28 protein-coding genes, 1 other RNA gene, 2 pseudogenes and 1 other annotated feature are annotated in these 25,158 nt (G+C 38.3%); of the genes and pseudogenes, 3 read left to right on the top strand and 28 right to left on the bottom strand.

The genetic code is table 11. From position 1 onward, the window contains the following. Position 1: 1 nt before the first annotated feature. From ffs to rplJ, 7 genes and pseudogenes are all read right to left on the bottom strand, one after another. Positions 2–95: signal recognition particle sRNA small type (ffs, locus tag ICI50_RS02090), an RNA gene on the bottom strand. Positions 96–140: 45 nt separating this feature from the next. Continuing rightward, positions 141–647 carry a tRNA adenosine(34) deaminase TadA gene (tadA, locus tag ICI50_RS02085; protein WP_013853570.1) on the bottom strand — a complete coding sequence of 169 codons (507 nt, stop codon included), beginning with the start codon at positions 645–647 and terminating at the stop codon, positions 141–143. A gap of 90 nt (positions 648–737) precedes the next feature. After that, complete coding sequence (locus tag ICI50_RS02080) at positions 738–920, bottom strand: hypothetical protein (protein ID WP_013853569.1); 183 nt, start codon at positions 918–920, stop codon at positions 738–740. A gap of 135 nt (positions 921–1,055) precedes the next feature. Next, the gene (locus tag ICI50_RS02075) at positions 1,056–1,676 is read right to left on the bottom strand and encodes a class I SAM-dependent methyltransferase (RefSeq protein ID WP_013853568.1); all 621 of its coding nucleotides are present in this window, start codon (positions 1,674–1,676) and stop codon (positions 1,056–1,058) included. Next, a pseudogene (locus ICI50_RS02070) lies at positions 1,673–2,541 on the bottom strand (potassium channel family protein). The gene ICI50_RS02075 and the pseudogene ICI50_RS02070 overlap by 4 nt, the downstream one beginning before the upstream one ends. Positions 2,542–2,616: 75 nt before the next feature. After that, entirely contained in the window at positions 2,617–2,979 is a 363-nt protein-coding gene (gene rplL, locus ICI50_RS02065) for a 50S ribosomal protein L7/L12 (RefSeq protein WP_013853567.1), read from the bottom strand. A gap of 47 nt (positions 2,980–3,026) precedes the next feature. After that, entirely contained in the window at positions 3,027–3,545 is a 519-nt protein-coding gene (rplJ, locus tag ICI50_RS02060) for a 50S ribosomal protein L10 (protein ID WP_013853566.1), read from the bottom strand. A gap of 42 nt (positions 3,546–3,587) precedes the next feature. Then, positions 3,588–3,709, bottom strand: a sequence feature (ribosomal protein L10 leader region). An 89-nt stretch (positions 3,710–3,798) separates the two neighbouring features. Here rplJ and ICI50_RS02055 point away from each other — a divergent pair. Next, complete coding sequence (locus ICI50_RS02055) at positions 3,799–4,173, top strand: hypothetical protein (protein WP_013853565.1); 375 nt, start codon at positions 3,799–3,801, stop codon at positions 4,171–4,173. A 59-nt stretch (positions 4,174–4,232) separates the two neighbouring features. Here the strand turns inward: ICI50_RS02055 and ICI50_RS02050 are convergent, their stop codons facing one another. From ICI50_RS02050 to rpmG, 12 genes are all read right to left on the bottom strand, one after another. Further along, a complete protein-coding gene (locus tag ICI50_RS02050; protein ID WP_226908580.1) occupies positions 4,233–5,309 on the bottom strand; it encodes an AEC family transporter in 1,077 nt (358 codons plus the stop codon). 272 nt (positions 5,310–5,581) lie between these two features. After that, positions 5,582–6,259: a phosphate signaling complex protein PhoU gene (phoU, locus tag ICI50_RS02045; protein ID WP_188891856.1), complete on the bottom strand. Its 678-nt coding sequence runs from the start codon at positions 6,257–6,259 to the stop codon at positions 5,582–5,584. 18 nt (positions 6,260–6,277) lie between these two features. Then, positions 6,278–7,033 (bottom strand): phosphate ABC transporter ATP-binding protein PstB, encoded by a 756-nt coding sequence (gene pstB / locus ICI50_RS02040; RefSeq protein WP_188891855.1) that lies wholly within the window; start codon positions 7,031–7,033, stop codon positions 6,278–6,280. A 1-nt stretch (position 7,034) separates the two neighbouring features. After that, positions 7,035–7,829 (bottom strand): phosphate ABC transporter ATP-binding protein PstB, encoded by a 795-nt coding sequence (gene pstB / locus ICI50_RS02035; protein ID WP_188891853.1) that lies wholly within the window; start codon positions 7,827–7,829, stop codon positions 7,035–7,037. 8 nt (positions 7,830–7,837) lie between these two features. Then, positions 7,838–8,725 carry a phosphate ABC transporter permease PstA gene (pstA, locus tag ICI50_RS02030; RefSeq protein ID WP_013853560.1) on the bottom strand — a complete coding sequence of 296 codons (888 nt, stop codon included), beginning with the start codon at positions 8,723–8,725 and terminating at the stop codon, positions 7,838–7,840. A gap of 1 nt (position 8,726) precedes the next feature. Then, positions 8,727–9,722, bottom strand: coding sequence for a phosphate ABC transporter permease subunit PstC (pstC, locus tag ICI50_RS02025; RefSeq protein ID WP_054640122.1), 996 nt, complete (start codon positions 9,720–9,722; stop codon positions 8,727–8,729). A 9-nt stretch (positions 9,723–9,731) separates the two neighbouring features. Next, positions 9,732–10,589: a phosphate ABC transporter substrate-binding protein gene (locus tag ICI50_RS02020; protein ID WP_188891851.1), complete on the bottom strand. Its 858-nt coding sequence runs from the start codon at positions 10,587–10,589 to the stop codon at positions 9,732–9,734. A 169-nt stretch (positions 10,590–10,758) separates the two neighbouring features. Beyond that, on the bottom strand, positions 10,759–11,451 hold the full coding sequence (gene rplA / locus ICI50_RS02015) for a 50S ribosomal protein L1 (RefSeq protein WP_013853557.1): 693 nt from the start codon (positions 11,449–11,451) through the stop codon (positions 10,759–10,761). A 77-nt stretch (positions 11,452–11,528) separates the two neighbouring features. Then, positions 11,529–11,954, bottom strand: coding sequence for a 50S ribosomal protein L11 (gene rplK / locus ICI50_RS02010; protein ID WP_013853556.1), 426 nt, complete (start codon positions 11,952–11,954; stop codon positions 11,529–11,531). Between the two features lie 128 nt (positions 11,955–12,082). Further along, complete coding sequence (gene nusG / locus ICI50_RS02005; protein WP_013853555.1) at positions 12,083–12,640, bottom strand: transcription termination/antitermination protein NusG; 558 nt, start codon at positions 12,638–12,640, stop codon at positions 12,083–12,085. A gap of 106 nt (positions 12,641–12,746) precedes the next feature. Further along, the gene (secE, locus tag ICI50_RS02000) at positions 12,747–12,914 is read right to left on the bottom strand and encodes a preprotein translocase subunit SecE (protein ID WP_013853554.1); all 168 of its coding nucleotides are present in this window, start codon (positions 12,912–12,914) and stop codon (positions 12,747–12,749) included. Between the two features lie 8 nt (positions 12,915–12,922). Then, positions 12,923–13,072, bottom strand: coding sequence for a 50S ribosomal protein L33 (gene rpmG / locus ICI50_RS01995; protein WP_082598958.1), 150 nt, complete (start codon positions 13,070–13,072; stop codon positions 12,923–12,925). Positions 13,073–13,262: 190 nt separating this feature from the next. Here rpmG and ICI50_RS01990 point away from each other — a divergent pair, with 190 nt between their 5' ends. After that, positions 13,263–15,008 carry a 1-deoxy-D-xylulose-5-phosphate synthase gene (locus tag ICI50_RS01990; RefSeq protein WP_013853552.1) on the top strand — a complete coding sequence of 582 codons (1,746 nt, stop codon included), beginning with the start codon at positions 13,263–13,265 and terminating at the stop codon, positions 15,006–15,008. A gap of 124 nt (positions 15,009–15,132) precedes the next feature. Further along, a complete protein-coding gene (locus ICI50_RS01985; protein ID WP_025084053.1) occupies positions 15,133–16,014 on the top strand; it encodes a helix-turn-helix domain-containing protein in 882 nt (293 codons plus the stop codon). A gap of 3 nt (positions 16,015–16,017) precedes the next feature. On the opposite strand, the pseudogene ICI50_RS01980 reads toward ICI50_RS01985, so the two are convergent. The 9 genes and pseudogenes from ICI50_RS01980 to ICI50_RS01940 form a co-directional block, all read right to left on the bottom strand. Continuing rightward, a pseudogene (locus tag ICI50_RS01980) lies at positions 16,018–17,486 on the bottom strand (gluconokinase). Positions 17,487–17,594: 108 nt separating this feature from the next. Continuing rightward, complete coding sequence (locus ICI50_RS01975) at positions 17,595–17,813, bottom strand: P8 family protein (protein ID WP_013853549.1); 219 nt, start codon at positions 17,811–17,813, stop codon at positions 17,595–17,597. Positions 17,814–18,152: 339 nt separating this feature from the next. Then, positions 18,153–18,701 carry a DNA-directed RNA polymerase subunit sigma gene (locus ICI50_RS01970; protein ID WP_013853548.1) on the bottom strand — a complete coding sequence of 183 codons (549 nt, stop codon included), beginning with the start codon at positions 18,699–18,701 and terminating at the stop codon, positions 18,153–18,155. 140 nt (positions 18,702–18,841) lie between these two features. Then, the gene (rlmB, locus tag ICI50_RS01965; RefSeq protein ID WP_188891849.1) at positions 18,842–19,594 is read right to left on the bottom strand and encodes a 23S rRNA (guanosine(2251)-2'-O)-methyltransferase RlmB; all 753 of its coding nucleotides are present in this window, start codon (positions 19,592–19,594) and stop codon (positions 18,842–18,844) included. Next, a complete protein-coding gene (locus tag ICI50_RS01960) occupies positions 19,581–20,024 on the bottom strand; it encodes a Mini-ribonuclease 3 (RefSeq protein WP_013853546.1) in 444 nt (147 codons plus the stop codon). Before ICI50_RS01960 ends, rlmB begins: the two co-directional genes overlap by 14 nt. After that, positions 20,017–21,441, bottom strand: coding sequence for a cysteine--tRNA ligase (cysS, locus tag ICI50_RS01955; protein ID WP_420864882.1), 1,425 nt, complete (start codon positions 21,439–21,441; stop codon positions 20,017–20,019). Before cysS ends, ICI50_RS01960 begins: the two co-directional genes overlap by 8 nt. Before the next feature lie 104 nt (positions 21,442–21,545). Further along, positions 21,546–23,045, bottom strand: a complete 1,500-nt coding sequence (gene gltX / locus ICI50_RS01950; protein ID WP_188891847.1) for a glutamate--tRNA ligase — start codon at positions 23,043–23,045, stop codon at positions 21,546–21,548. Between the two features lie 76 nt (positions 23,046–23,121). Further along, entirely contained in the window at positions 23,122–24,498 is a 1,377-nt protein-coding gene (gene radA, locus ICI50_RS01945; protein ID WP_188891845.1) for a DNA repair protein RadA, read from the bottom strand. Next, the gene (locus tag ICI50_RS01940; RefSeq protein ID WP_056940889.1) at positions 24,498–25,049 is read right to left on the bottom strand and encodes a dCTP deaminase/dUTPase family protein; all 552 of its coding nucleotides are present in this window, start codon (positions 25,047–25,049) and stop codon (positions 24,498–24,500) included. The genes radA and ICI50_RS01940 overlap by 1 nt, the downstream gene beginning before the upstream one ends. Between the last annotated feature and the right edge of the window lie 109 nt (positions 25,050–25,158).

Below are 25,158 nucleotides of genomic sequence, written 5' to 3'. Positions count from 1 at the left end.
TAATTGTCTAATAAAGGGCACATGCCCGAGCAACCTTAGTGCTGCTACCTTCCGGTCCTGACACAATTCAGAGGTCAAACATTGCCCACAAAATATAATACCGTATTTTGCTGGTGTTTTCTAGTTTCTTGCATGAAAAATTAATTATTTTCTGTTTTTTTAGCTAACTTCTGCGCCTTTTGCTTTTCACGAATCGCTCTAAAAAAATCCTTTAACATTTGCGCACACTGATCATGGAACAATCCTCGAATTGCATGGGGATGATGGTTAAATTTTTCTACCGTAAATAAATCAATTACCGAACCACAGGCTCCAGCCTTAGGATCAAGCGCGCCAAAATAGACATCTTTGATTCTAGAATTGATAATCGCTCCTGCACACATGGGACAAGGTTCTAAAGTAACAAATAAACTACAGTCGATTAAACGCCACATGCCTAAATTCTTACAAGCCTCTTTAATAGCAATCATTTCAGCATGTTGTGTTGCATCTTCATCGAGTTCTCGTCGATTATAACCGGTGCCAATTACTTTCCCCTCCGGATCAACAATAATCGCACCAATTGGGACTTCTCCTTGTTTTTCAGCCTTTCGGGCTTCTTTAATGGCTAATTGCATGTATTTCTTTTTATCATCGCTAGAAAGCATTATTTCACCTCTCACTGACTGTTACGATCTCATTGTATCAAAAAAGAGCCGATCTTTTTGACCAGCTCTTGAACTTATTCTTAGTGCTTATTATAAAGTACCAATATTGCGATTTCTGAAGTTGTGGTAGAAAAAGATGCCTGACAAAATAAGGTAAACTGCGGCAATACCTGCTGGAGCAGCAGTCTCATTATCACCAGAGATCATGCCTAACATAAATACGCCAATGATTACGATTAAAACAGCAACAATATATTTCCAAGCTTTCTTCATAGTTAATATCCTCTTCACATATTCACATACTATTCTTTATTCAATGTATATTATATGCAGTTCTTCCTATAAAAGAAAGTCTTTTTATAAACTCTAGTGCTACTCTCATAAGGATTTTAAGCATCTTTTATTTATTTAATTTTTAGTAGATTTTAAGATATAATACCCTTTATCTCTTGTTAAAATTTCACAATTTCCATATAAATTGGCCATTAGCTTACGTGCACTAGGCTCGCCTTGCTTTTTCTGAATCACGACTAACAAAACGCCACCATTCACTAAATGCTCATTTGCGCCCAGTAAAATCTCATTTACAACTTTTTTACCTGCACGAATTGGTGGATTTGTTAATATTAAGCCAAACTTTTTATCATCATCTATTTGCGTATAACAATCCGAGGAATAGATATTAACATTATTAATGTGATTACTTTTCGCATTCGCTTTAGCTAAATTAAGACCACGTTCATTGACATCAACCATGTCTACAGTTTGTTTGGGCCAGAACTTGGCCGCAAACAGGCCTAAAGGTCCATAACCTGTTCCCACATCCAAAATATTCTTTTCGGGGAAAGCAACATCTTTCATTGCTTTAATCAACACGCCGCTGCCATAATCTATCCGCATCTTGGAAAAAACACCAGCATCTGTGGTAAACTTCAAATCAACATTATCCACATGATAATCCACCACATGTTCATCATGCTTAGCCGTCGGATCAACCGCAAAATACATTTGATTTTTTTCTGCACTCATTTATTATCCCGCTCTTTTCTTTTTTCAAACCATTCTTTAAGCTTCTGGGTTTCAGATTCCTCACGTTTATTTTTTAACTCCTGAATCTCATTATGCATCTGCTTATTTTGTTCAGCCAAATTTTTATTCTGTTCTTCAAGTTCATCCAACTTTTTTAAAATTAACTCAATATTATTATGCGTTCTTGAAGTAGTCGGCCCATTAGTCCGCCGCATAAAGTATGAAGTAATTGATGACGTCAACATTCCTACAACTCCAATCCCTAAAAGCATCATAATCATCGTTACGAATTTACCTACAATGCTATGCGGTGGAATCGTTTTGCCAAAAATTGCATCATAACCTACAGTTGAAGCAGTAGACAAAGCCCACCAGAATGCGGTATCTAGCGATACGTGTTCAGTAATGCCAAATGCTTCAGCCCCAACTAACAAAAATGCAATTGTAAAGAAAATTACATAAAGCAAGCCATTAGTATGAAAAATATCCTTTAATTTTCCCATCAATCCGGCTAATCGAATTAAACGTAATAAACGCAGATCAGAAACTAGACCAGATAAATTAAAAACATTGAGTCCCACAAACAAAAAGCCAATTGGAATAATACAATTGGAATAATACTTAGCAAATCGTAAATATGAGTTTTAAAAAATTGCTTTTTATTCTTAGCTTCATAAAGTTGATGAAAATAGTCAATTGCAAAAAAGACTACGATCACAGAATTGACCCAAAACCATTTGCTCGACGGCTGATCAATACTGATTACTGCCGCAAAATCCAAAATGATTAAAAAGATGGATACAATGGATAATCCTGCCATTAACCATTGATATGGCGTTAACTTATTTTTTATATTAATCATCATAAAATTAATTATACAAAAAAATAAGCTCTCCGCACATAGCAAAGAGCTTATTCTTAATGCCCAGTTGGGCTGTAATTATTTAAGGGTTACAGTTGCGCCAACTTCTTCAAGCTTAGACTTGATGTCGTTAGCTTCGTCTTCTGAAACGCCTTCCTTAACGTTCTTAGGAGCGCCGTCAACAAGGTCCTTTGAGTCCTTAAGGCCAAGACCAGTGATGTCACGTACAGCCTTGATAACCTTAACCTTTTCTTGACCTGCTTCAGTCAATTCAACATCAAATGTTGACTTAGCAGCAGCAGCGTCACCAGCACCTGCAGCAGCAACTGGTGCAGCAGCTGAAACGTCAAATTCGTCTTCGATAGCCTTTACAAGGTCGTTCAATTCAAGGATTGAAGCGCCCTTTAAATCTTCAATAATCTTATCCTTATCTAAAGCCATTATAAGTATCCTCCGAAATTTAGAATTTAGATATTTATCTTCAATAATTATTCAGCTGAACCTTCATCGTCAGGTTTAGCATCTGCAACAGCCTTAACAGCATATGCAACTTTGCGGATTGGGTCTTGTAAGCAAGAAACAAGCATTGAAAGCAAACCTTCGCGACCTGGAATAGCAGCGAGTTCTTTGATTTCGTCCTTTGAAGTTAACTTACCTTCAAGCATACCACCCTTGATTTCGATAACGTCGAAGTCATCTTCGTACTTAGAAACGATACGTGCAGGTTCAGTAACGTCATCAGCATTATCGGTGTAGATAACAGCAGTAGGACCTACGAAAGTATCATCAAGACCTTCGATACCAGCCTTAACAGCAGCACGTCTTAAGTAAGTGTTCTTGATAACCTTCATCTTAACGTCGTTATCACGAAGTTCCTTACGCATGTTAGTAACTTCTTCAACAGTTAAACCTAAGTAGTTAATAACTAAGATAGCCTTAGCAGACTTAAGTTCTTCTGCAAATGCATCAACGATCTTTTCCTTTGCAGCAATATCAGTTTTACTCAAATTGTTTCACCTCCATAATTACATTAATAAATTCTATAAGGCCTTTTAAAGCGAAAACTCCATGCCGAAAGACATGGAGCATTGAAATCTTCATTATCTTCTGGCCTCGGCGGGATTTTAAGGCGTCATGCCACCCGAGTCTTAGGTAGAATTTACAGTTATTTAGTATAGCAGGGAAAACTAGAAATAACAAGAGGAAATTTACAAATTAACCCAACTTCTGTAAGATAATTAGAAAAGATTGGAGAAAATCATGACTAATCAAGAACGAAAAAATCGAATTTTAACTAAGTTACGCAATATTCTATTTTTATTGCTGGGAATTACAGTAATTTTTATAAGTATTCGCGACATTATTAATGCTGGCGGCAAAATGAGTGCACTCGCCTCCAATTTACTGTGGATCATTTTAGCTATCGTAGTAGTTGCTCAATCTATCCTAAGCATTATTCAAAGCTTCAGTCCATTATCAACAAAAGCTAAAAGTTTTTTATTGATAGATTGGTTAATTATTGTTCTAGGAATTCTAATCGCTAATTTTGCTTATTTACTGCAAAATAATCTCTGGTTAATCATTGGTGGGGCTATCTTTATTGCCGGTTGCATCCCTATCAAAGACAAAAAATAAAACCAAAATAAAAAAATCGACTTTTTAGGTCGATTTTTTGTTTATTTTAAACTTGTTAACTAATGGAATACGCCAGCAATAATTGGTAATAACCAAATCCAGAAGATACAACTTACTGCAAAGAAAACGGTTGAAACGGCAACTGAACTTGCCCCTTCCTTAACATAAATGTTGTAACGACTTGAAATGATAATACCTGAAAATGCAGGTGGCAAACCGGTTGCGAGGCAAAGCATTGAGATCTTAGTTGGATCTGAGCCCATGCCGCAAAGGTATGCAGCAAGAACAATGATTGCTGGAGTCAAGAACAAACGGAAGAAAGTGTTCCAAATAACTTCCTTATCAATTGAGAACTTAACAGTTGATAATGCCAAACCAGCGGCCAAAACAGCTACACCGGCATTTGCCTTAGCAATTAAATCAAAGGTTGGTGCCCATGAAGTTGGGATTCTAATGCCAATTAAAACCAAGATTACAGCAATTAATGGAGCTGCAGCAACTGGCTTTTTAATAGCATCAACAATTGAACTCCAAGTTGAGTTCTTAGCAGCAGCCTTGCCCTTGCCAGCGCGGTTTTCAAATTCTGAATGAACTAAATCAATTTCACGTTGGATACCAACTTCCTTAAGTGCCTTAGCTTCTTCATCGCTAACTGGTACATCGTCAGGAACAGCAACCTTCTTAGTAGTTACTGCGCTAGTTCCTTTCTTAGGCAGCTTAACTTCGACTTGAGTAGAACCATTGCTCTTCTTATTAGCCACCTTGGACTTCAAAGCATTTTGACCTTTATTAATCAAAGATAAGCCTAACGGAATAGTAACCGCATTAACTACGATAGAAACAATTCCGATAACCAAATTAGTAGTTGCGTTATTCCCATAAATAGGATCAAGTACCGCAAAGCCTAAAAAACCGATGGTTGGTGAACCAGCAATCATCGCACAAATAGCAGCTTCTTGCGTTGATCTATGGAACATTAATTTATCCAAGTAATAACTCAGCATGAATAAACCAGTAACTCCAACTAATGAGATCATTGTTAAAACGATATCTTGTGCAAACATTTTCCTAGTAGCTTTAACAATTGAAATGAACAAAGCAGCTGGCAAAGCAATGTTTAACACTAACTTATTCAATCCCTAACGTTGATCATCGTCAAAGAATGTAAACTTACCACATACGTACCCCAATAACATGATAATCAAAATAGGTACGATGTCGTTTACCAAAATTGTAGTCATAATTTCCCCCTTATGATAGACGATACATCCTTGCACTCTAAATAACAGGACATAAATTTAAAGTACTTTTTCGGTTCCTCTACATTATGACTATCCTTACTTAAAAAGTAAAATATATATTTTTTAATTTATAAAGAAATATACAAAAAAGGCATACACCCCTTTTCTTAGATAGTTAAATTTTCTGTCGGATTACTCAATTCTTCCAATTCACCAGTAGTTTTGTAAATAACCCAACTGGCTAAATTAACAATATGATCGCCAATTCGCTCAAGTAATCTAGTTACTACAAAGTAACTTGATGAAGCCATTGCCCGTGAAGGATCGCCTTCAATCCCATCAACAATTAATTGGCGAGCACGCACATAATCATGATCAATAATACTGTCTCGACTAGCAACATCGCGCGCCATTTTTTCATCATCTTGAACATAAGCTGTTAATACTTGAATCAGCATATGACGCACATTATGAGTCATGTTAGAAATAATTTCTTCTACTTCTGGAATTCTTGGATTTCCCTTTACTCTAATCGTTTCAAGCGCAATACTCATTGCATTTTCGCCAATCCGCTCTAAGTCAGTTGTAGCCTTTAAAATACTAATCACAACTCTAAAATCTGTTGCTACTGGTTGCTGCAAAGCCATTAATTTCAAAGCTTGCTTTTGAATATCAATTGATTCGCTAGGGATTTTCTCCTCATCATCAACCATTGACTTAGCTTTCTCCTTATTGTGATCAACAAACGCTCTTGTTGCATCATCAATATTGTCGTTAACAAACACACCCATTTCCATGAATTGCGTGTTCAATTTTTTTAATTCATCTAAAAATATTTCGTACATCTTTATACCTCAAAAATTTTATCCAAAACGACCGTTAAGGTAATCACTTGTAATTTGTTTTTTAGGTGCAATAAATATTTTCTCAGTTGGACCAGCTTCGATTAAATCGCCATTCATTAGAAAAGCTGTCTGATCAGAAATTCGACCAGCCTGCTGCAAGTTGTGGGTCACCATAATGAAAGTATATTTATGCTTTAAATCCATTAGTGTTTCTTCAATTTCACTACTTGAAATTGGATCTAGCGCACTCGTTGGTTCATCAAGCAACACTACTTTAGGTCTAACGGCCAAAGCACGAGCAATACAAATTCTCTGCTGCTGACCACCGGAAAATGCTTGAGCATTTCGCTTTAAGTTATCCTTGGTTTCCTTCCAAATAGCAGCCTGCTTTAAGCTTTCTTCAACGCGCTGATCAATTAATTCTTTATCCTTTACACCAGCGATCTTTAGACCATAAGCTACATTATCATAAACTGAAAATGGAAATGGTGCTGGTTGCTGAAAGACCATGCCGACTTCTTTTCGTAATTCGACTAAATCCATCTTAGAACTATAAATATCCTGCTTATCAAATTTGATTTCACCAGTGATCTTAATATTTTCGATATCGTCGTTCATCCGGTTCAAGCAACGCAAAAACGTTGATTTACCACAACCTGATGGGCCAATCAAAGCAGTCAATTCTTTTTCTTGAAAGTTAAGATTGATGCCATGCAATGCTTCATAGTCACCGTAACTCAGATGTACATCTTTTGCTGAAATTATTGTTGTCATTTTAACCAAAACTTCCCTGAATATAATCTTCAGTAATCTTTCCTTTAGGATTAGTAAAGATCTCGGCAGTAGAATTGTATTCTATTACATGTCCTAAATGGAAGAATGCCGTGTAATCGCTGATTCTTGAAGCCTGCTGCATGTTATGCGTTACCATGATCATCGTATATCTGCTTCTGAGCTGCTTCAATGTATCTTCCAATTTTGAAGTAGAAACAGGATCTAGCGCACTAGCTGGCTCATCTAACAATAAAACTTCCGGCTTAACAGCTAAGGCTCTAGCAATACACAAGCGCTGCTGCTGACCACCGGATAAAGCCAATGCGCTTTTATCGAGCTTATCTTTTACTTCATCCCATAAAGCAGCGGCCCGCAAACTTTCTTCAACGATCCGATCGAGCTCATTTTTATCATTTTGACCGTCAGCCTTTAAGGCGTAGACAATATTTTCACGAATAGATTTTGGAAATGGATTAGGTCGCTGAAAGACCATGCCGATATTTTTCCGCAATTCGTACACATTGATATTTGGCTGATTGACATCTAAGCCATGGAACCAAATCTCACCGTTAATTTTAGCTACACGGTCATTCATGCGGTTGAGTGAACGCAAAAAGGTAGACTTGCCTGAGCCAGATGCACCAATCAAAGCAGTGATCGTATGCTCTTTGAATTGTAAACTAGCATCAAATAATTTTTGTACTTTGCCACCATATAAGACGCTCAAGTCCTTGGTGGAAAGCTCTAAATCATCTTTAGCGAAGGTTTTAATATAACTTGGTTTTAAATCCTGCATTCTTTCACCTACTTTGCTGCAGTTAATTTACGATACAACTTGTTGCCTAAGTACCGCGCACCTAAGTTAAAGACAATTACGACAATTACCAATAAGGCGGAAGTTGCGGCGGAAACAATTGTAGCATCAGGAATAATGCCTTCAGTATTAACTTTCCAAATGTGAACGGCTAATGTTTCGGCTGGACGCATTACATTCAGCGGACTGGTTGGACTAAGCGGATTCCAGTCAGCGTAGTTAATGGTAGACCCACTTTGACCCGCCGTATAAATTAAGGCAGCAGCTTCTCCGAAGATTCGGCCGGCACTTAAGATAATCCCAGTCAAAATACCAGGCAAAGCAGCTGGTAATACGATCCCACGAATAGTTTTCCAATTGGATAAACCTAAAGCTAGGCCCGCTTCACGTTGCTCCTGTGGCACACCTTTAATTGCTTCTTCGATATTGCTGGTTAAGATTGGCAAATTAAAAAATGTTAATGCCAAAGCACCAGAGATAATCGAAAAGCCTAAGCCGAATTGCACTACGAAGAGCAAGTAGCCAAATAAACCTACTACAATTGATGGCAAAGAACTCAAGATCTGGATAGTTGTTCTAATTAAATTGGTTATCCAATTATCTTTGGCATATTCAGCTAGATAAATTGCTGCTCCTAAAGCGATTGGCAATGAAATGATGGTAGTAAGGATCAATAGATAAAGCGAATTGAACAATTGATCTCTTACCCCACCACCAGCTTGATATGATGATGCTTCAGAAGTTAAGAAATGCCAGGACAAATGCGGAATACCAGATATCAAAATATTGCCGACAATACCAGCTAAGATCAAGACAACAATTCCTACCAGGATGTAAATGATGATAGTAGCCAGTTTGTCTCTCTTTTTTGCATCCATTCTACTTTTGTCCCTTCTTTCCGATTAATTTAACCAAGAAGTTAAATACCAATGACATGATTAACAGTAAGAGTGCCAATGACCACAATGCGTTGTTTGGCAAGGTACCCATAACCGTGTTTCCCATTTGACTGGTCAACTGACTAGTCAGTGTTGCGGATGGGCTGACCAAGTTGTATGGCATGAGGACTGCGTTACCGATAACCATTTGTACGGCTAAGGCTTCTCCGAAGGCTCTGGCCATCCCGAAGATTACCGCTGTTAAAATTCTTGGCGTAGCTACGCGCAAAACAACGTGATAAATCGTCTGCCAATGAGTTGCACCCAAGGCCATCGAAGCTTTTCTAAAATGATTCGGTACTGCTTTTAAACTATCGACCGTTAAAGAAGTAATCGTTGGCAAAACCATAACGAATAAAACCAAGGTCGCCGCTAAAATACCAAAACCAGTGCCGCCAAATAGCGTTCTAATTGCTGGAATAATCAGTGTTAATCCCAAGAAACCGTAAACTACTGAAGGGATACCAACTAATAATTCCGTTACTGATTGCAGGAAATTTGCTCCCTTTTTAGAAGAATATTCAGTCATATAAAGAGCAATCGCAATGGCAAATGGCGTAGCCACTAAGGCTGCAAGTAAAGTTACCGCAAATGAGGTAACGATCATCACCGCGGCACCGACATGATTCTTGCCTTCGCCTGGATCCCAATCCGTCGAGGTCAAAAAGTGAAAAATATTAACATGGTCATTCGTAAAAGTAGCTAGACCATGATAGCCCACAAAACCGATAATTGAGACTACTAATATAATGATTAAACCAATTGCCAAATAAGTTAGACCCTTGCCCCAGTATTCTTGGTGGGTTTCTTTGGATGGCTTGGTTAGTTTATCAATGTTGACACTACTCGGACCGATTTTCTTTAATTTGACGTGTGGAACTTGCTGATCAGCAATCGCCTGATCAACAACTTCTTTTAATTTATCTTTATTGTCCATAAATTCTTTCTATTTAATAACTCGATTATTACTGTCACGGGCTACCTTAATATCTTTAATACTCAAATAGCCAACTTTAGGAACAAGGTCATCTTGCACCTTTTTACTCAACATATACTTGATAAAAGACTTAGTCTCCTTATTTGGCTCGCCTTTAGTATACATATGCTGATAAGCCCATAGTTGCCACTTATTAGTGGTGATATTTTTATTAGTTGGCTTAACACCATCAATGCTTAGCTTTTGAATATTATTGCCGTTAGCATATGGGAAGGACAAATAGCTAATCGTTCCCGGTGTGGTATCAACGATTTTCTTAACTGCACCATTTGAATCTTGTTCTTGTGACTTAATAGCTTTTTGCTTAGGGAGAACAATATCTTCAAAAGAGTCTTTGGTACCGCTCCCCTTAGAACGGTTAATGACAATAATTGGAACATTCTTACCACCAAGTTGCCGCCAATTCGTTAACTTACCAGTAAAAATCTCTCGTAGTTGTTTCATAGAGACGTTTTTAACACCTACGCCTTTATTGACAATTGGTACGATACCAACAACCGCCACTTTATAGTCTTTAAGTTTCTTCGTATCGATGCCTTTTTTCGTCTCCGCAAAAATATCAGAGGTTCCAATCTGGACAGCGCCAGCTTGCACTTGACTTAAACCAGTACCTGATCCCCCACCTTGAACAACAATATTGCTATTTGGATGGGTCAACCGATAATCATTACCAGCCTGCTCTGCTAGAAGCTGCAATGCACTGGAACCAACGATAGTAATCTTAGAATTATTCTTAGCACAGCCAGTTACCAAGGCTAACATCAGCAGTACTAAGATAAGTATTTTTCCAATGGAATTTTTTTTCATTAGCATTTTCCTTAAGTAAACGAATCCGATTTCATATAGACAATTAATGATACCATGTCAAAAAATACTAGGTCAATTATGTCCATAGCTTCTTAAGCCATAATTTAGTTTTTCGTGGGCAAATAAAAAAGCCTCGCAAATGCGAGGCTTTTATTAATCTATTTTAAGATTAGTCCAAGTTTAATGGATCAAGCTTGATCCCAGGACCAAATGTTGATGAAACAGCAACACTCTTAATGTATTGACCCTTAGCTGAAGCTGGACGAGCACGCAAAATAACGTCACGTAAAGCGTCAAAGTTTTCAACTAATTGGTCTTCAGTGAATGATACCTTACCAATAGCAGTATGAATAGCTGCTTGACGGTCAACACGGTATTCTACTTGACCAGCCTTAACGTTCTTAACGGCCTTTTCGATGTCCATAGTAACAGTACCAGTCTTAGGGTTTGGCATTAAGCCCTTAGGCCCAAGAATACGACCTAAACGACCTACCTTAGCCATCATCATTGGGGTTGCAACTACGACGTCAAAGTCTAACCAACCGTCTTGAATCTTTTGTACTAAGTCATCTGAACCAACGAAGTCAGCACCTGCAGCCTTAGCTTGATCAGCTTGTGGACCTTCAGCAAATACTACAACGGTTTGGGTCTTACCAGTACCATTTGGTAAAACGATAGAACCACGAATTTGTTGGTCTGCTTGCTTAGGATCTACGCTTAAGTTGTAAGCTACGTCAACTGTAGCATCGAAGTTAGCATATGAAGTTTCCTTAACAAGTTTCATAGCTTCTGCTACTGAGTATAATTTATTTGAGTCTACCTTCTTGGCAGCATCTAAATATTTCTTGCCATGCTTTGGCATGTGAATTCCTCCTTGTATATGTGGTCAAACGAGCTTCTCTTAACTCTCCCACCTAATGTGTTATCTAAATAACAGGATTAGTCTTCGACTTCGATACCCATACTTCTAGCGGTACCTTCAACCATACGCATAGCAGCTTCAATATCAGCAGCGTTAAGGTCCTTCATCTTAGTCTCGGCAATTTCCTTGACTTGGTCTTTGGTTACCTTACCAACCTTCTTGGTATTAGGTTCGCCAGAAGCCTTCTTGATCTTAGCAGCTTGCTTTAAAAGTACTGGTGCTGGTGGAGTCTTAGTAATGAATTCGAATGAACGATCTTCATATACTGTAATAACTACAGGGATAATCATGCCTTTTTGGTCAGCGGTTCTAGCATTGAAGTCCTTAGTAAAACCAACAATGTTAATACCAGCTTGACCCAAAGCAGGACCAACTGGAGGTGCAGGGGTAGCTGCGCCAGCTGGGATTTGTAACTTAACTACGTTAATAACTTTCTTTGCCACGGTCAAAACCTCCTTGATTCCGTGATGCGGTTAAAATGGAGAATTTTTCTTTTTTTCTCCTCCCACAATAATAAATGTACCGTACTAGAATAACATCGTTTAGGTACAATTACAACTAAAAGATCAGATTATTCGTTGACGTCTAACTTCTTAACTTGATCATAATCAAGTTCGGCAGTAGTAGCACGACCAAACATATCAACTGAAACATAAACCTTGTACTTATCTGGTTGAATATCAGTAATCTTACCTACCATGCCGTTGAAGGCACCTTCTGTAATAGTTACTGATTCGCCAATGTCAAAATGAACAGTTGGCTTCTTAGCTGGTTGACCTTGATTCTTAAGCAAGCGATTTACTTCTTCTTCAAGAAGTGGTGAAGGCTTAGAACCACCACCATGTGAACCAACGAAACCAGTTACGTTAGGAGTGTTTCTTACGATGAACCAACTTTCATCGGTCATTACCATTTCTACTAAAACGTAACCTGGGAAAATCTTTTCTTCAACTTCTTGTTTTTTGCCGCGAACAGTTTCTACTTTTTCTTCCTCAGGAACCATTACACGAAAAATGTAATCTTGCATCCCCATACTTTGTGCACGTGACAATAAGTCTGACTTAACCTTATCTTCATAGCCAGAATAAGTATGTAAAACGTACCATTGCTTTTTTGCTGTTTCGACCATTTTGTTCTCCTTATAATTTTGGGTAAATAAAAAAACCTCCCACAGAGGTCCTTCTTTAGCTGTCAATATTGTAGCATATTTAGTAAATAATTGCTATTCTCAGCAATTACATCATTTGGGTTAGCCAACTGAATAGCCAGTCAAGCGCACCTAAATATGCCGCAAACAAAATAGAACTAGTAATAACAGTTACAGTATCATGTCTATTTTGCTTGGCGCTTGGCCAAGTAACTAATTTCATTTCATGACCAACGCTCTTAAAAAACTTAATCATTAACCTTTTTACCTCGTTTCTTTGTGCAATGTCTTCTTGCCGCAATGCTTACAGAACTTATTAAGTTCAAGTCGCTGAGTACGATTCTTACTTGCGGTGATTGAGTAGTTGCGTGACCCACAAACACTGCAGGCTAAGGCTGCCTTTTTCACTGCCATAATCTCACTTCCAAACCTTTTTATAAAAACACGTACTTATTGAGTATTTTATATGCTTCAAGCTAAGTCTGTCAATAATCTATTTTTTGCAATAACCAAAACTAATCGAAATCCATAAGAACGAAATATTTTCATTAATCATTTTGCTTATCTATAATAAGCATGAATAGTTTTCAAAAAGGACTCCTCTATGAATAAACATCCAGAATACTTATTAAACAAAATTTCCGGTCCAAGTGACTTAAAGAAATTATCTATTCCAGAAATGGAACAACTAGCCCAAGAAATCAGAACCTTAATCCTTGAAAAAGACGCTGCTGAGGGCGGCCACTTAGGCCCAGACTTAGGAATCGTTGAAGCAACCATTGCTTACCACTATGTGTTTGATGCACCAAAAGATAAAATCGTGTGGGACGTTTCTCACCAAACTTATCCGCACAAGATGCTGACTGGTCGTGCCTTAGCCTGGCTTGATCCAGATCACTACGAAGATGTAACTCCTTACTCTAATCCTGATGAAAGTCCATACGACTACTACGCAGTTGGCCACACCTCAACTTCTATTGCTTTAGCAACTGGGATGGCTAAAGCACGTGATTTAATGGGAAAGCACGAAAATATCATGGCCTTGATCGGGGACGGCTCAATGACTGGCGGGCTTGCCTACGAAGGTTTGAACAATGCAGCTATTGAAAAACACAACTTGGTTGTAGTGGTTAACGACAACCAAATGTCGATTGATGAAAACGTCGGCGGTTTGGTTACTGCTTTGAAAAAGTTGCGTGACTCAAACGGTGAAACCAAAGAAAATCCATTTACGGCCATAGGCTTTGACTATCGCTATGTCGCTGATGGCAATGATATTAAATCAATGATTGATACTTTTGAAGCTGTTAAAGACGTCGATCATCCAATTTTGCTTCATATTAATACTCTAAAAGGCAAAGGCTATCAACCTGCAATTGACCATGAAGAAGCCCACCACTGGGTAATGCCATTTGATCTTAAGACCGACAAAACTACGGTTCCAAGTAGTGACACTCCTACTGCTAATTCCGTTGCCTTAGATGTTATGAAAGAACATATCGAAAACGGTGAAAAAATCATGGCCATCAACGCTGCTATTCCTGGCGTCTTCGGCCTTGATGAAATTAAAAACAACTATCCTGAAAACTACCATGATGTCGGTATCGCTGAGCAAGAATCGGTTGCTTTTGCTGCCGGAATGGCTAAGGAAGGCGCAGTTCCCGTTTTATTTGAAAACTCCACTTTCTTGCAACGTGCCTTCGACCAATTATCACATGATGTTGCCGCAAACGACTTACCAGTAGTAATGATGGTTGCTGGTGGCGGCATGTCCGGTACTTCTAAGACTCACCTTGGAATTTTTGACCAAGTCATGATCTCCAACTTACCTAACTGGATCTACCTAGCTCCAACCAATTTAGCTGAAGAAAAAGCCATGATGGAATGGGCTATTAAGCAAAAGAAGCATCCCGTTGCAATCAAGATGCCAACTAAGCGTGTGCCTGAAAATGGCGAAAGCATTGCCAGCGATTATTCAGAAATTAAGTATCAAATTAAGCCTGGCAAAGATGTCGCTATTTTAGCCTTAGGTGACATGTACGACATGTTAGGTAAAGGCGTTGCTGATAAGCTTGGTGCCACTTTGGTTAACCCTGTTTCAGCTAACATTTTGGACAAAGATGCTTTGGATAAGTTAGCTGATAAAAACAAGGTAATCGTCACCCTTGAAGACAACGTACTTGATGGTGGCTTCGGTGAAAAGGTTGCTTCATACCTTGGTGACAAGGATGTGAAGGTTTTGAACTATGGTCAAAAACGTGTCTACACTGATCAAGTGCCTTTGAAAGAGATTTTGAAGGATAACCGGATGACGGTTGACCAAATTGTTAAAAATGTGAAGAACGCTTAAACAGATAAATAAATTTAAAAAATCTCTTCGGGTAATTGTCCTGAAGAGATTTTTTTATAGCAAAATAAGTCGAGTAGTTTTCTAAATAATCCGGCATAATACAACATGTAAGGAGGAATAAAAATTGGAACAAATCGAAGCAGTTCAACGAATGCAGAATTACATCAAAAAGCATTTATCGGAAGAAATTACGCTTACTGCATTATCCAAAGTCTCTTTGTATTCACCTTGGTATTCCTATCGCTTATTTGTTAATTATCTCAATATGACACCGGCAAAATATATCAGGCGTCTACGTTTAGCACAAACTGCTCTAAAATTACGCGATCAAAATTATAGAATTACTGACGTTGCATTAAGAAGTGGGTTTAAAAGCGTGGATGGTTATCAGCGCGCTTTTCAACGTGAATTTCACTGTAATCCTAGTGAATATGCTGCCTATCCTGTTCCAATTTATCTATTTAATCCTTATGGCGTGAAATTTAAGCCGAATAGATATAGAAAGGATATAGCCATGAACACGAAAAATATTTTTATCCAAGTTGTTGATAAACCTAAGAGAAAAATCATCCTCAAACGTAGCATTAAAGCCACTGACTACTTAGACTATTGTGATGAAGTTGGTTGCGATGTATGGGGATTGCTCAAGAGCATCAAATCTATCAGCGGAGAACCCGTTTGTCTATGGTTACCCGCTAAATACCGTAAGCCTGGTACTTCTGAATACGTTCAAGGAGTTGAGGTGGCTCCTGATTACAATAATCAAGTTCCTGAAGGCTTTGATATCATCGAGCTTCCCGCAGCTAAATATCTCATGTTCCAAAGCGAACCTTTTGCTGAGGAAAATTGCGGTAAAACTATTGAAGAGGTCAGAACCGCAATTAAAAAATACGATCCTAAGACAATTGGCTATGTTTGGGATAAAACAAATCCTAGAATCCAACTTGAACCAATCGGAACAAGAGGCTACATCGAAATGATGCCTATCAAGAAATTATCTGAGTAGTTTTTATCTACTGATTTTTCTATAAGAAGCAGCCAAATCATTCCTAATTTCACAATAAAGTGGAAACAGCTTTTGATAAACAGCTGCTTCTTTTTCATTCGGAAAATAAACCTTATCTTCTTGAGCAAATTGAACTATTTCATCAAGCTTTTTACTCCAACCTAATGCTTGTCGTGCTAAAAACATCGCTGCTAACGTGCCACTTTGCTCTTCTTTCATTGTGACGATTGGAATATTAAAAATATTGGCACATAATTGCCTTACAAAATCACTTTTGAGAAATCCACCAGTTGCGTTAATTGCAACTGGTTTTTTCGTATTTTTAATCAAACTAAAAGCCGCATCGTAAAGATTAAAAATAATACCTTCAATTACGGCCCGCGCCATTTCAGGCTTTTGATGCATGCGCGTTAAACCCACGAAAGATCCTCTGGCATTGGCATCCCAAATCGGAGCACGTTCACCACCTAAATAAGGCAAAAAATCAGACTGCGACTGCCGGCTGGTGCGGTTTGAGCGACATCTAAGAAATCCTGTGGAATTTCATTAGCATCAAATAAGGTTTGTCGCGCCCAATTGAAGACAATCCCACCATTATTTATCGGACCGCCCAATAGATAATGCTGTTTATCAACGGGATAACAGAAATAACTAGCATTTCGATCTATTTTAGGTTGAGCCACGATAGTTCTAACTGCTCCTGATGTCCCAACATTTAGAGCAAAATGATCGCTATCAATTGCATTAACTCCAATTGTAGACAAGTAACCATCACTAGCTCCCAAAATAATTTTGGTATCTGTACTTATCCCCAGCTTTTGCACATATTCTGGGTAAACGGCAGCAATAACCTGTGTAGGCTTAACTATTTTAGGTAATTTATTCTGATCGATTTCTAAAAGCTCTTGATCCCAATCTAAGGTCTTTAGATTAAGCATCCCTATACCCGCAGCCATCGTTGTATCGGTGATCAATTTTCCCGTTAAACGCCAAATCAAATATTCCTTGATACCACACCATTTTTCCGCATGGTTAAACAATTCCGGGCGCTCATTTTTCAGCCACATAAGTTTATAGATCGGCGCCATCGGGTGCATGGGCATCCCAGTTTTTTCATAAATCTTGCGTGCTAAACCACTTTTTTTAGCTTTTTCCACTACTTTTGCACATCGATTGTCCGCCCAGGTAATACTGTTAGTTAAGAGCTCATTATTTCTCCCTAATCCAATCAAGCTATGCATCTGACTCGACCATGAAATGGCCGCAATCTGTCCCTTCACTTTTTGCGCTAATTTAAAAATAGTATTTTGAACAGCATCAAAAATCAATTGTGGGTCTTCTTCGGCTTGATTCACTTCTTCTTGAATTAGCGGATAACCATACCTGGCAGAAAATATATCTTTACCGTTCTCATCATAAAGAACGCCTTTAGTTGCCGTTGTCCCTACATCCATGCCAATAATATAATTCATTGCTTTTCCTTTTATTTCTTATACAAAAAAACAGCTACCGGATAGTAGCTGTCATGGTGGTCAAACTTGCGTGACCACGGTGCGTAGAACATTGTTTTTTAGTCGGATTTACTTCTTAAGATTTTCGTTAACGAAGGCTTCGATTTTATCGTCTGAGTCTTTCAAAAATGGAAGCATATCTTCTTCCGTCTTCATGGTATCTCTACCATTCTTTTCCATAAAGTAGTCCCAAAGGGCATCTCTAACTGGCATATCTGAATCACTCCAGTCAAAAGCTTCCTTCATGTGACGGTCTAACAATGCAGTCTTTAAAATTTCGTCTGCCATCTTAAATTACCTCCTAAAATATTCTACATTTTATATTATACCGCACTTTCTTTTTCTCATCTACAAATTGACAATCAAAAGTATGTAATGTAATACATCAAATTACGTTTTAATGAATTAGCTAGTATACTTTAATCAATTTAATTTTGGGGAGATAATTACAACGAAAGCAAAAATTCTCAAATTATTATTAACAACATTTATCATGATCATAATTTGTCATTTATTTTAAAAATTTACGTCCAATAATGATGAGTTTTGGAGTATCATCCCTATGTATTGGGCCAGTTTAGTATTATACGAATTTCAAATGAGTGCTACTGCATCTAGAAAGTTATGTCAAAAAAGAACTTTCCGCATTTTTCGTAAGGTGCGTGATCGCGCCCGAACTAGCTTTATTGCTTCAATCCCCAAATGATCGATTGCATATTCCATACTAATTTCTCCCAAAATTGTCTGTAAAGAGATTAATTCTAATCGCGATAAATTTTTGACAAAGGTATTGTATGTCTCATCCACCGGAATAGCTAAAGGCGACTGCATCGGTTCACTAATTTGACCATGCTCACGCACCATTTCCCAGGAAACAGCCTCATGATTGATCTTTCTTCTGGTTGCCATTGTATATCTCACTAATGTTCTAGCATGATTAAATAACTTCGTTCGATAAAAGCTACAGAAATCGCCTTTTTTACTATTAAATACCAATGCGGTCTCATAACAAATAATCATTGCATCTTGCTGCCAATCTTTCCATTCATAATGACTAACATAGTAGTTTTTTACCACAGCACCAACTAATGGTTTATACAAGCTAAATAATTCTTCTAAAGCTTGACTATCTCCTGCTTTAACTTTCTTAATTAATTTTTTCTCTCTTGCTTTCATTCATCTTCTCCCGTGTCTCGTTTAAAGAATACAAGTCGTACTCAGAGCACGATAAGAAAACGAATGTTTATTTAGAACAGCATATTTTTTGTGTATCAAAAAAGCAGACAGATAATTTTTTCTGTCTACTCGATCAATTCTTATTTTAAAGGATGTCTGCTGTTATAAGCTTGATAAAGCAAAACTCCGGTTGCAACACTAGCATTTAATGATTGTACATGGCCAATCATTGGCAAAGTAATTGTTTGATCCATCTGTTTTTTAAGTAAAGGCGCAATTCCCTTACCTTCATTGCCGATTACCAAAACGGTCTTGCCTTTAGCATTCCATTGACGGTAGTCTACGCCAACCATATCCGTACCAAAAATCCAGTAACCACGTTTTTTCAAACTCTTAGTTGTTTGAACTAAATTATTTACTCGCGCAACTGGCACATAATCAATTGCTCCAGTAGATGTCTTAGCTACAACTGAAGTTAATCCGGTTGCGTGACGCTTAGGAATGATGATGCCATCAACGCCAGTAGCATCGGCTGAACGTAAAATTGAGCCTAAGTTATGCGGGTCTTCGATTGAATCTAACATTAATAAAAATGGTTCTTTACCATCCTCATCAAACTTATCCAATAATTGATCTAGATCTGCATATTCAAAACTTGAAATTGCTAAAACTAAGCCTTGGTGATTGCCTCCATCAACTAAGCGATCAAGCTTATTTTTAGGTACGCTTTGTACAATCAGTCTTTTTTTCTTAGCAAGTGCATAAACTTGATTAGCAAATTCTTCTTGTACGCCATGTTGCAAAAAAACCTTATTGATTTTATCAGCATTTTGCGTCTTCAAATAATCAATTCCAGCATGACGCCCAAATACAAAATCTTTATTCGAAGTCATAGTCCTTAATTCCATCCTCTTCCACAGTATCAATACACCACTTGCTAAGCTGAGCTACACGATCATTTTTATTTAATAAATCTAAATAACCTAACATCGCTTCAAAGCCTGTTGATAATTGATAAGTCTTCAAACTAGTATGCTTAGCTTTAGTGTGCGTCTTAGCATTGCGACCACGACGAAAGGCAGTCAATTCTTGATCTGTTAACATTTGTTCATCTTGCATTTTAGTAACTAAAGCAGCCTGTGCCTTAGCTGAAACATAGTGAGTTGCTTCTCGCTGCAATACTTGTGGCCTTACGATTCCGCCCTTTACTAGATGTCGGCGAATAATTACTTCATAAACTGCATCCCCTAAATAAGCTAAAGTTTGTCCATTTAACGTATCTGGATTGATATTTTTTTCAGTTAATTTCTTGATTTTAGTCACGAGTCCACCTTGTCCCTTGAGGGGTATCTTGAATAGTAACCCCGATCTCTTTTAATTGATCACGCAATTTGTCGCTAGTTGCCCAGTCCTTGTTGGCACGTGCTTCATCACGCTGTTTAACCAATTTTTCAATCTCATCGTCATTAGAACCGGTGCTTTGTAAGCAAAGTTTATTCGTATCAACACCGAAAACCAACAGCCAAGCCGTCAACTTATCCGCAAATCTTTGCAAATTCTTTTTATCTGCTTTTTCCGCATTGGCGTTGGCATTAATTATTGGAAGTAAGTCATAAATTGCAGTCAAAGCATTTTGAACGTTGAAGTCATCATCCATTGCAGCTACAAATTTTTGCTCAGTTTTATCAATTGCCTGAGCTAATTCGGCTGATTCTTCACTAGCAGTATCATCAGTTAAGCGATAGTTAATGTTAGTCAAAGTATTTTTAAAGCGGTCCAAAATCGTTGTGGCTTGCTTCAAATTTTCTTCTGAGTAATTGATTTGCCGGCGATATTGCACACTAGCCATGAAGAAACGCAAAACTTGCGGATCCACTTCTTTTAAGATGTCATGCACAGTAACAAAATTATGCAATGATTTGGACATCTTTTCTTGATCTTTACCGACTGTGACAAAGCCATTGTGCAACCAGTAATTAACAAACTTTTGCCCGGTTTCTGCTTCACTTTGAGCAATTTCATTTTCGTGGTGTGGGAACTCCAAGTCTTGGCCACCACCATGAATATCAATCGTCTTGCCCAAATATTTAGTGCTCATGACAGAACATTCAATATGCCAGCCGGGACGGCCTTTGCCCCATGGTGAATCCCAAGCAATTTCATCGGGCTCTTTTTGCGCTTTCCATAAAGCAAAATCGATTGGATCTTCCTTACGATTTTGTTCTTCATCATTAATATGCTCCGAAGCCCCTTCTTCAAGCTGTTCAATGTTTTGATCGCTTAATTCGCCATAATGCTTGAATTTTCTAGCGCGGTAATATACATCGCCGTCTGCTTCATAAGCGTAGCCTTTATCAATTAAAGTTTGAACAAACTTAATAATGACTTTAATCTCATGTGTAGCGCGGGGATGTAGTGTTGCTGGTTCGATGTTTAACGCAGTCGTATCTGCTAAAAATGCATCAATGAACTTTTCCGCCAGTTTAGGTACCGTAGTGCCCTCAGCGTGCGCCTCATTAATCATCTTATCGTCTACATCAGTAAAGTTAGAAACATACTTAACCTTATAGCCCTTATATTCAAAGTAGCGTCTAATCGTATCAAAGGCAATCGCACTACGAGCATTCCCAATGTGAATATAGTTATACACAGTTGGTCCACAGACATACATGCTAATCTGTCCTGGAACTAATGGTTTGAATTCTTCTTTTTTGCGCGTCAGTGTATTATAGACTTTCACAGCTAACACTCATCCCTTCTATGAAAATAACTATTCTCATTTTAGCAGAAGAAAAAAGAAGTTGCAGTCTTCTGCAGCTTCTTCTTTGTTAATTCTCTTTTTTATTAAAGATTATTGGCGCTCATTTGCTTCAAGGTTAAATCGATGTGTTCTACCACACGCTTCTTACCTAAAAGTTCCATTGCTTCACCAATACCAGGTCCTACCATTGAACGGGTAGTAGCAATTCTGATTGGCATAAAGAGCTTTCTACCCTTAATACCTGTTGCATGACGAGTTGCTTGAATAGCATTCATGATTTGCACTGAAGTAAATCTTGGAATGAGGTCTAATTGCTTCTTGAATTCTTCAATTACGCCGCGACCATCATCATTCTTGATTTCTTCGATTTCTTCATCTGAAAGATCCTTAGCATCTTCAAAGAAGATCTTAGCCATGTCAACGATTTGCTTAGTATATGACATTTGAACTGAGTAAATGTTAACCAATTGACGAACCCATTCCATCTTTTCTGGAGTTGTGTGTTCATCAATGAGGCCTGCTTCTTGCAAGTTGTTTAATGCTAAGTCAAGTAAGGTATCACGGTCAGCCTTCTTGATGTATTGGTTATTAATCCATTCAAGCTTCTTTTGGTCAAAAGCAGCAGGTGACTTAGACAAACGTGCAGGATCAAATTGCTTGATAAATTCACGCTTGTTGAAGATTTCGTTTTCACCCTTTGGTGACCAACCCAATAAAGTAATGAAGTTAAACATTGCTTCTGGCAAGTAACCAAGGTCACGATATTGTTCGATGAATTGCAAAACTGATTCATCACGTTTAGAAAGCTTCTTACCAGTTTCTGAGTTAATGATCAAAGTCATGTGACCAAACTTAGGTGGCTTCCAGCCAAGTGCTTGATAAACAACTAATTGCTTAGGAGTGTTAGAAACATGGTCATCACCACGAAGTACGTGGGTAATCTTCATTAAGTGGTCGTCAATTACAACGGCAAAGTTGTAAGTTGGCATGCCATCACGCTTTTGAATAACGAAGTCGCCACCGATGGTGTCCGATTCGAATTCAAGGTGACCCTTAACGATATCATCCCATGAATAAGTTTCCATTTCTGGAATGTGAATACGAACAACTGGCTTCAAGCCTTTAGCCTTAGCTTCGTCTTGAGCTTGCTTAATCTCATCGGCAGTCATGCCTTCATATTCATAAGTGTAGTGAGGTGCAATCCCTGCAGCACGTTGTTCTTCACGTTGAGTTTCAAGTTCTTCCTCAGTCTTGTATGAGTAGTATGCCTTGCCTTCGTCAATTAATTGATCGATGTACTTTTGGTAGATTGCTTTTCTTTCTGATTGACGATAAGGACCGTAGTCGCCACCCTTATCCGGACCTTCATCCCAGTCAATACCTAACCAGTGAAGGTTTTCCATCTGAGACTTGGAACCACCCTTAACGTTACGCTTTTGGTCGGTGTCTTCAATTCTCAAGACCATCGTACCCTTGTTGTGACGAGCGAATAAATAGTTAAAAAGTGCAGTACGTGCGTTACCAATGTGCAAGTGACCAGTTGGACTTGGTGCATATCTTACACGGATTTTTTCTTTAGCCAAAATTCATGCCTCTTTCAAAAATAGTATATACAAACAATTTTAGTTTACTCGTTATATAGTAATAATTCAATTGGTGCTAACCAAAAACTAATTTTAACGCCTGTGGAATGCTGGAAACCGGAATAACCTCAATGCCTAAGCTGTTTAAACTAGCATGCATATTATGCCGCGGAATAAAAACACGCTTGAAGCCCACTTTAGCGGCTTCTTTTACTCGTGCTTCAATTTTATCAACGCGACGAACTTCGCCGGTTAGCCCTACTTCACCTACAAAACAATCTATAGGCGAAATTTCTTTATCAGTGTAGCTTGAAGCTACTGCCATTGTAATAGCCAAATCAATCGCCGGTTCATTTAATTTAATGCCGCCAGTCGCAGTCAAATAAACATCCTGGTTTTGCAACATTAAATTGCCTCGTTTTTCCAGCACGGCCAATAATAATGAAGCCTTATTGAAACTAATGCCTGAAGTCGTTCTTTTAGCATAGCCAAAAGCAGTTGGCGTTACTAATGCTTGAATTTCTGCAAGCAGCGGCCTAGTTCCTTCTAGAGAAACTACCACAGCTGAACCAGTAGAGTTGGGTAATCTTTGATCAAGAAAAATCGATGATGGGTTGGTTACTTCTTTTAGCCCTTCATTCTCCATCTCAAACATACCAATTTCGTTAGCCGCACCAAAACGGTTTTTCACTGAATGCAAAATACGGTAAGAATGGTGTTCATCCCCCTCAAAATAGAGGACCGTGTCCACCATGTGCTCCAAAATCTTCGGTCCTGCAATCGCGCCTTCCTTAGTCACGTGACCAATGACAAACACGGTAATGGCGTCCATCTTAGCGATCTTCATGAGTTCGCTGGTCACTTCACGCACTTGCGAAGCTGAACCAGTCATTGAATCAAGACTAGGCTCATTCATGGTTTGAATCGAATCGATGACTACGAAATCAGGCTTTACATCGTTGATTTGTTCGCGAATATCATGCATGTCTGTTTCAGGATATAGCAACATATTACTTTGACCCACGCCTAAACGATCGGCTCTTAATTTAATCTGATTAGCTGATTCTTCCCCAGAAACGTAGAGCACCTTATATTTTTCCGATAAGTCGCTCATGATCTGCAACATCAAGGTCGATTTGCCAATACCAGGATCCCCGCCAATTAAAACAAGCGAACCTGGGACGATGCCACCACCCAAGACGCGATTTAACTCCTCTGACTTAGTATGGATGCGGTCTTCTTTTTCTGCCTTAACCTTGTCTAATTTAACTGGTTCATTGATACCCGTCTTTTTGATTAAACGGCTAGCAGTCGCTTTTGTAGAACGCTTTTGTACTTCTTCAGTTTCTTTTTCAAACTGATTCCACGCGCCACAATTAGGACAACGTCCCAAATAGCTGGCGGAAATATAGCCACAAGAATGACATTTATATTGTGTTTTTACTCGTGCCATTAATCATCTTCCTTTTCATTTGTTGAACCAAAACCACTGACTCTTCGGCGACTAATCGGGTCATCGTCATCAGTCTTGAGATATTTGATAAAAATTCCCTGAGCAATCCGATCGCCTTTTTTAATATGTAAAGGCCGCACGCCATAGTTGATCATCTGCACGAAAATTTCGCCTTCATTATTAGGGTTGTTGTAATAATCTGCATCGATCACGCCAATCCCATTTGGCAAGGCTAAATTTCGTTTGAAAGTATTTGATGAACGATTAGCTAAAATCAATACTTCATCTTCTGGCATGTAAGCTTTAAGACCGGTAGGCACTAAAAATGGTTTTAACACTTCATCGCCCATTTCATAATCACGCTCATAAAGCTGGTGACCGTTTCGAATTAATCTAAAAATTCTCACGAAATTTAAGCGCCAAATACTGGGAATAATCACATCTGCCGCTGCCTCGATGTCATAGCCAGCACTGGCTAAAGTCTGTCTACGTGGTAAATTAATGTCTTGATCCTGATATTTTTTTACTACTTCAAATCCGCGTGTCTTCATCTTGATAACTCCATTTACTACTTTTCTTTTAACAGATATCTATTTTACAATGTTTTCAGCTAACAAAAAATATTTAGCCCTCTATTATTTATTACGCAAAAAAGTTTAA

Origin of the sequence: Lactobacillus kefiranofaciens (genome assembly GCF_014656585.1) — a bacterium.
GTDB lineage: Bacteria > Bacillota > Bacilli > Lactobacillales > Lactobacillaceae > Lactobacillus > Lactobacillus kefiranofaciens.
The sequence above is the reverse complement of the archived record's forward strand: the minus strand, read 5'-3'. Positions and strand labels throughout refer to the sequence as shown.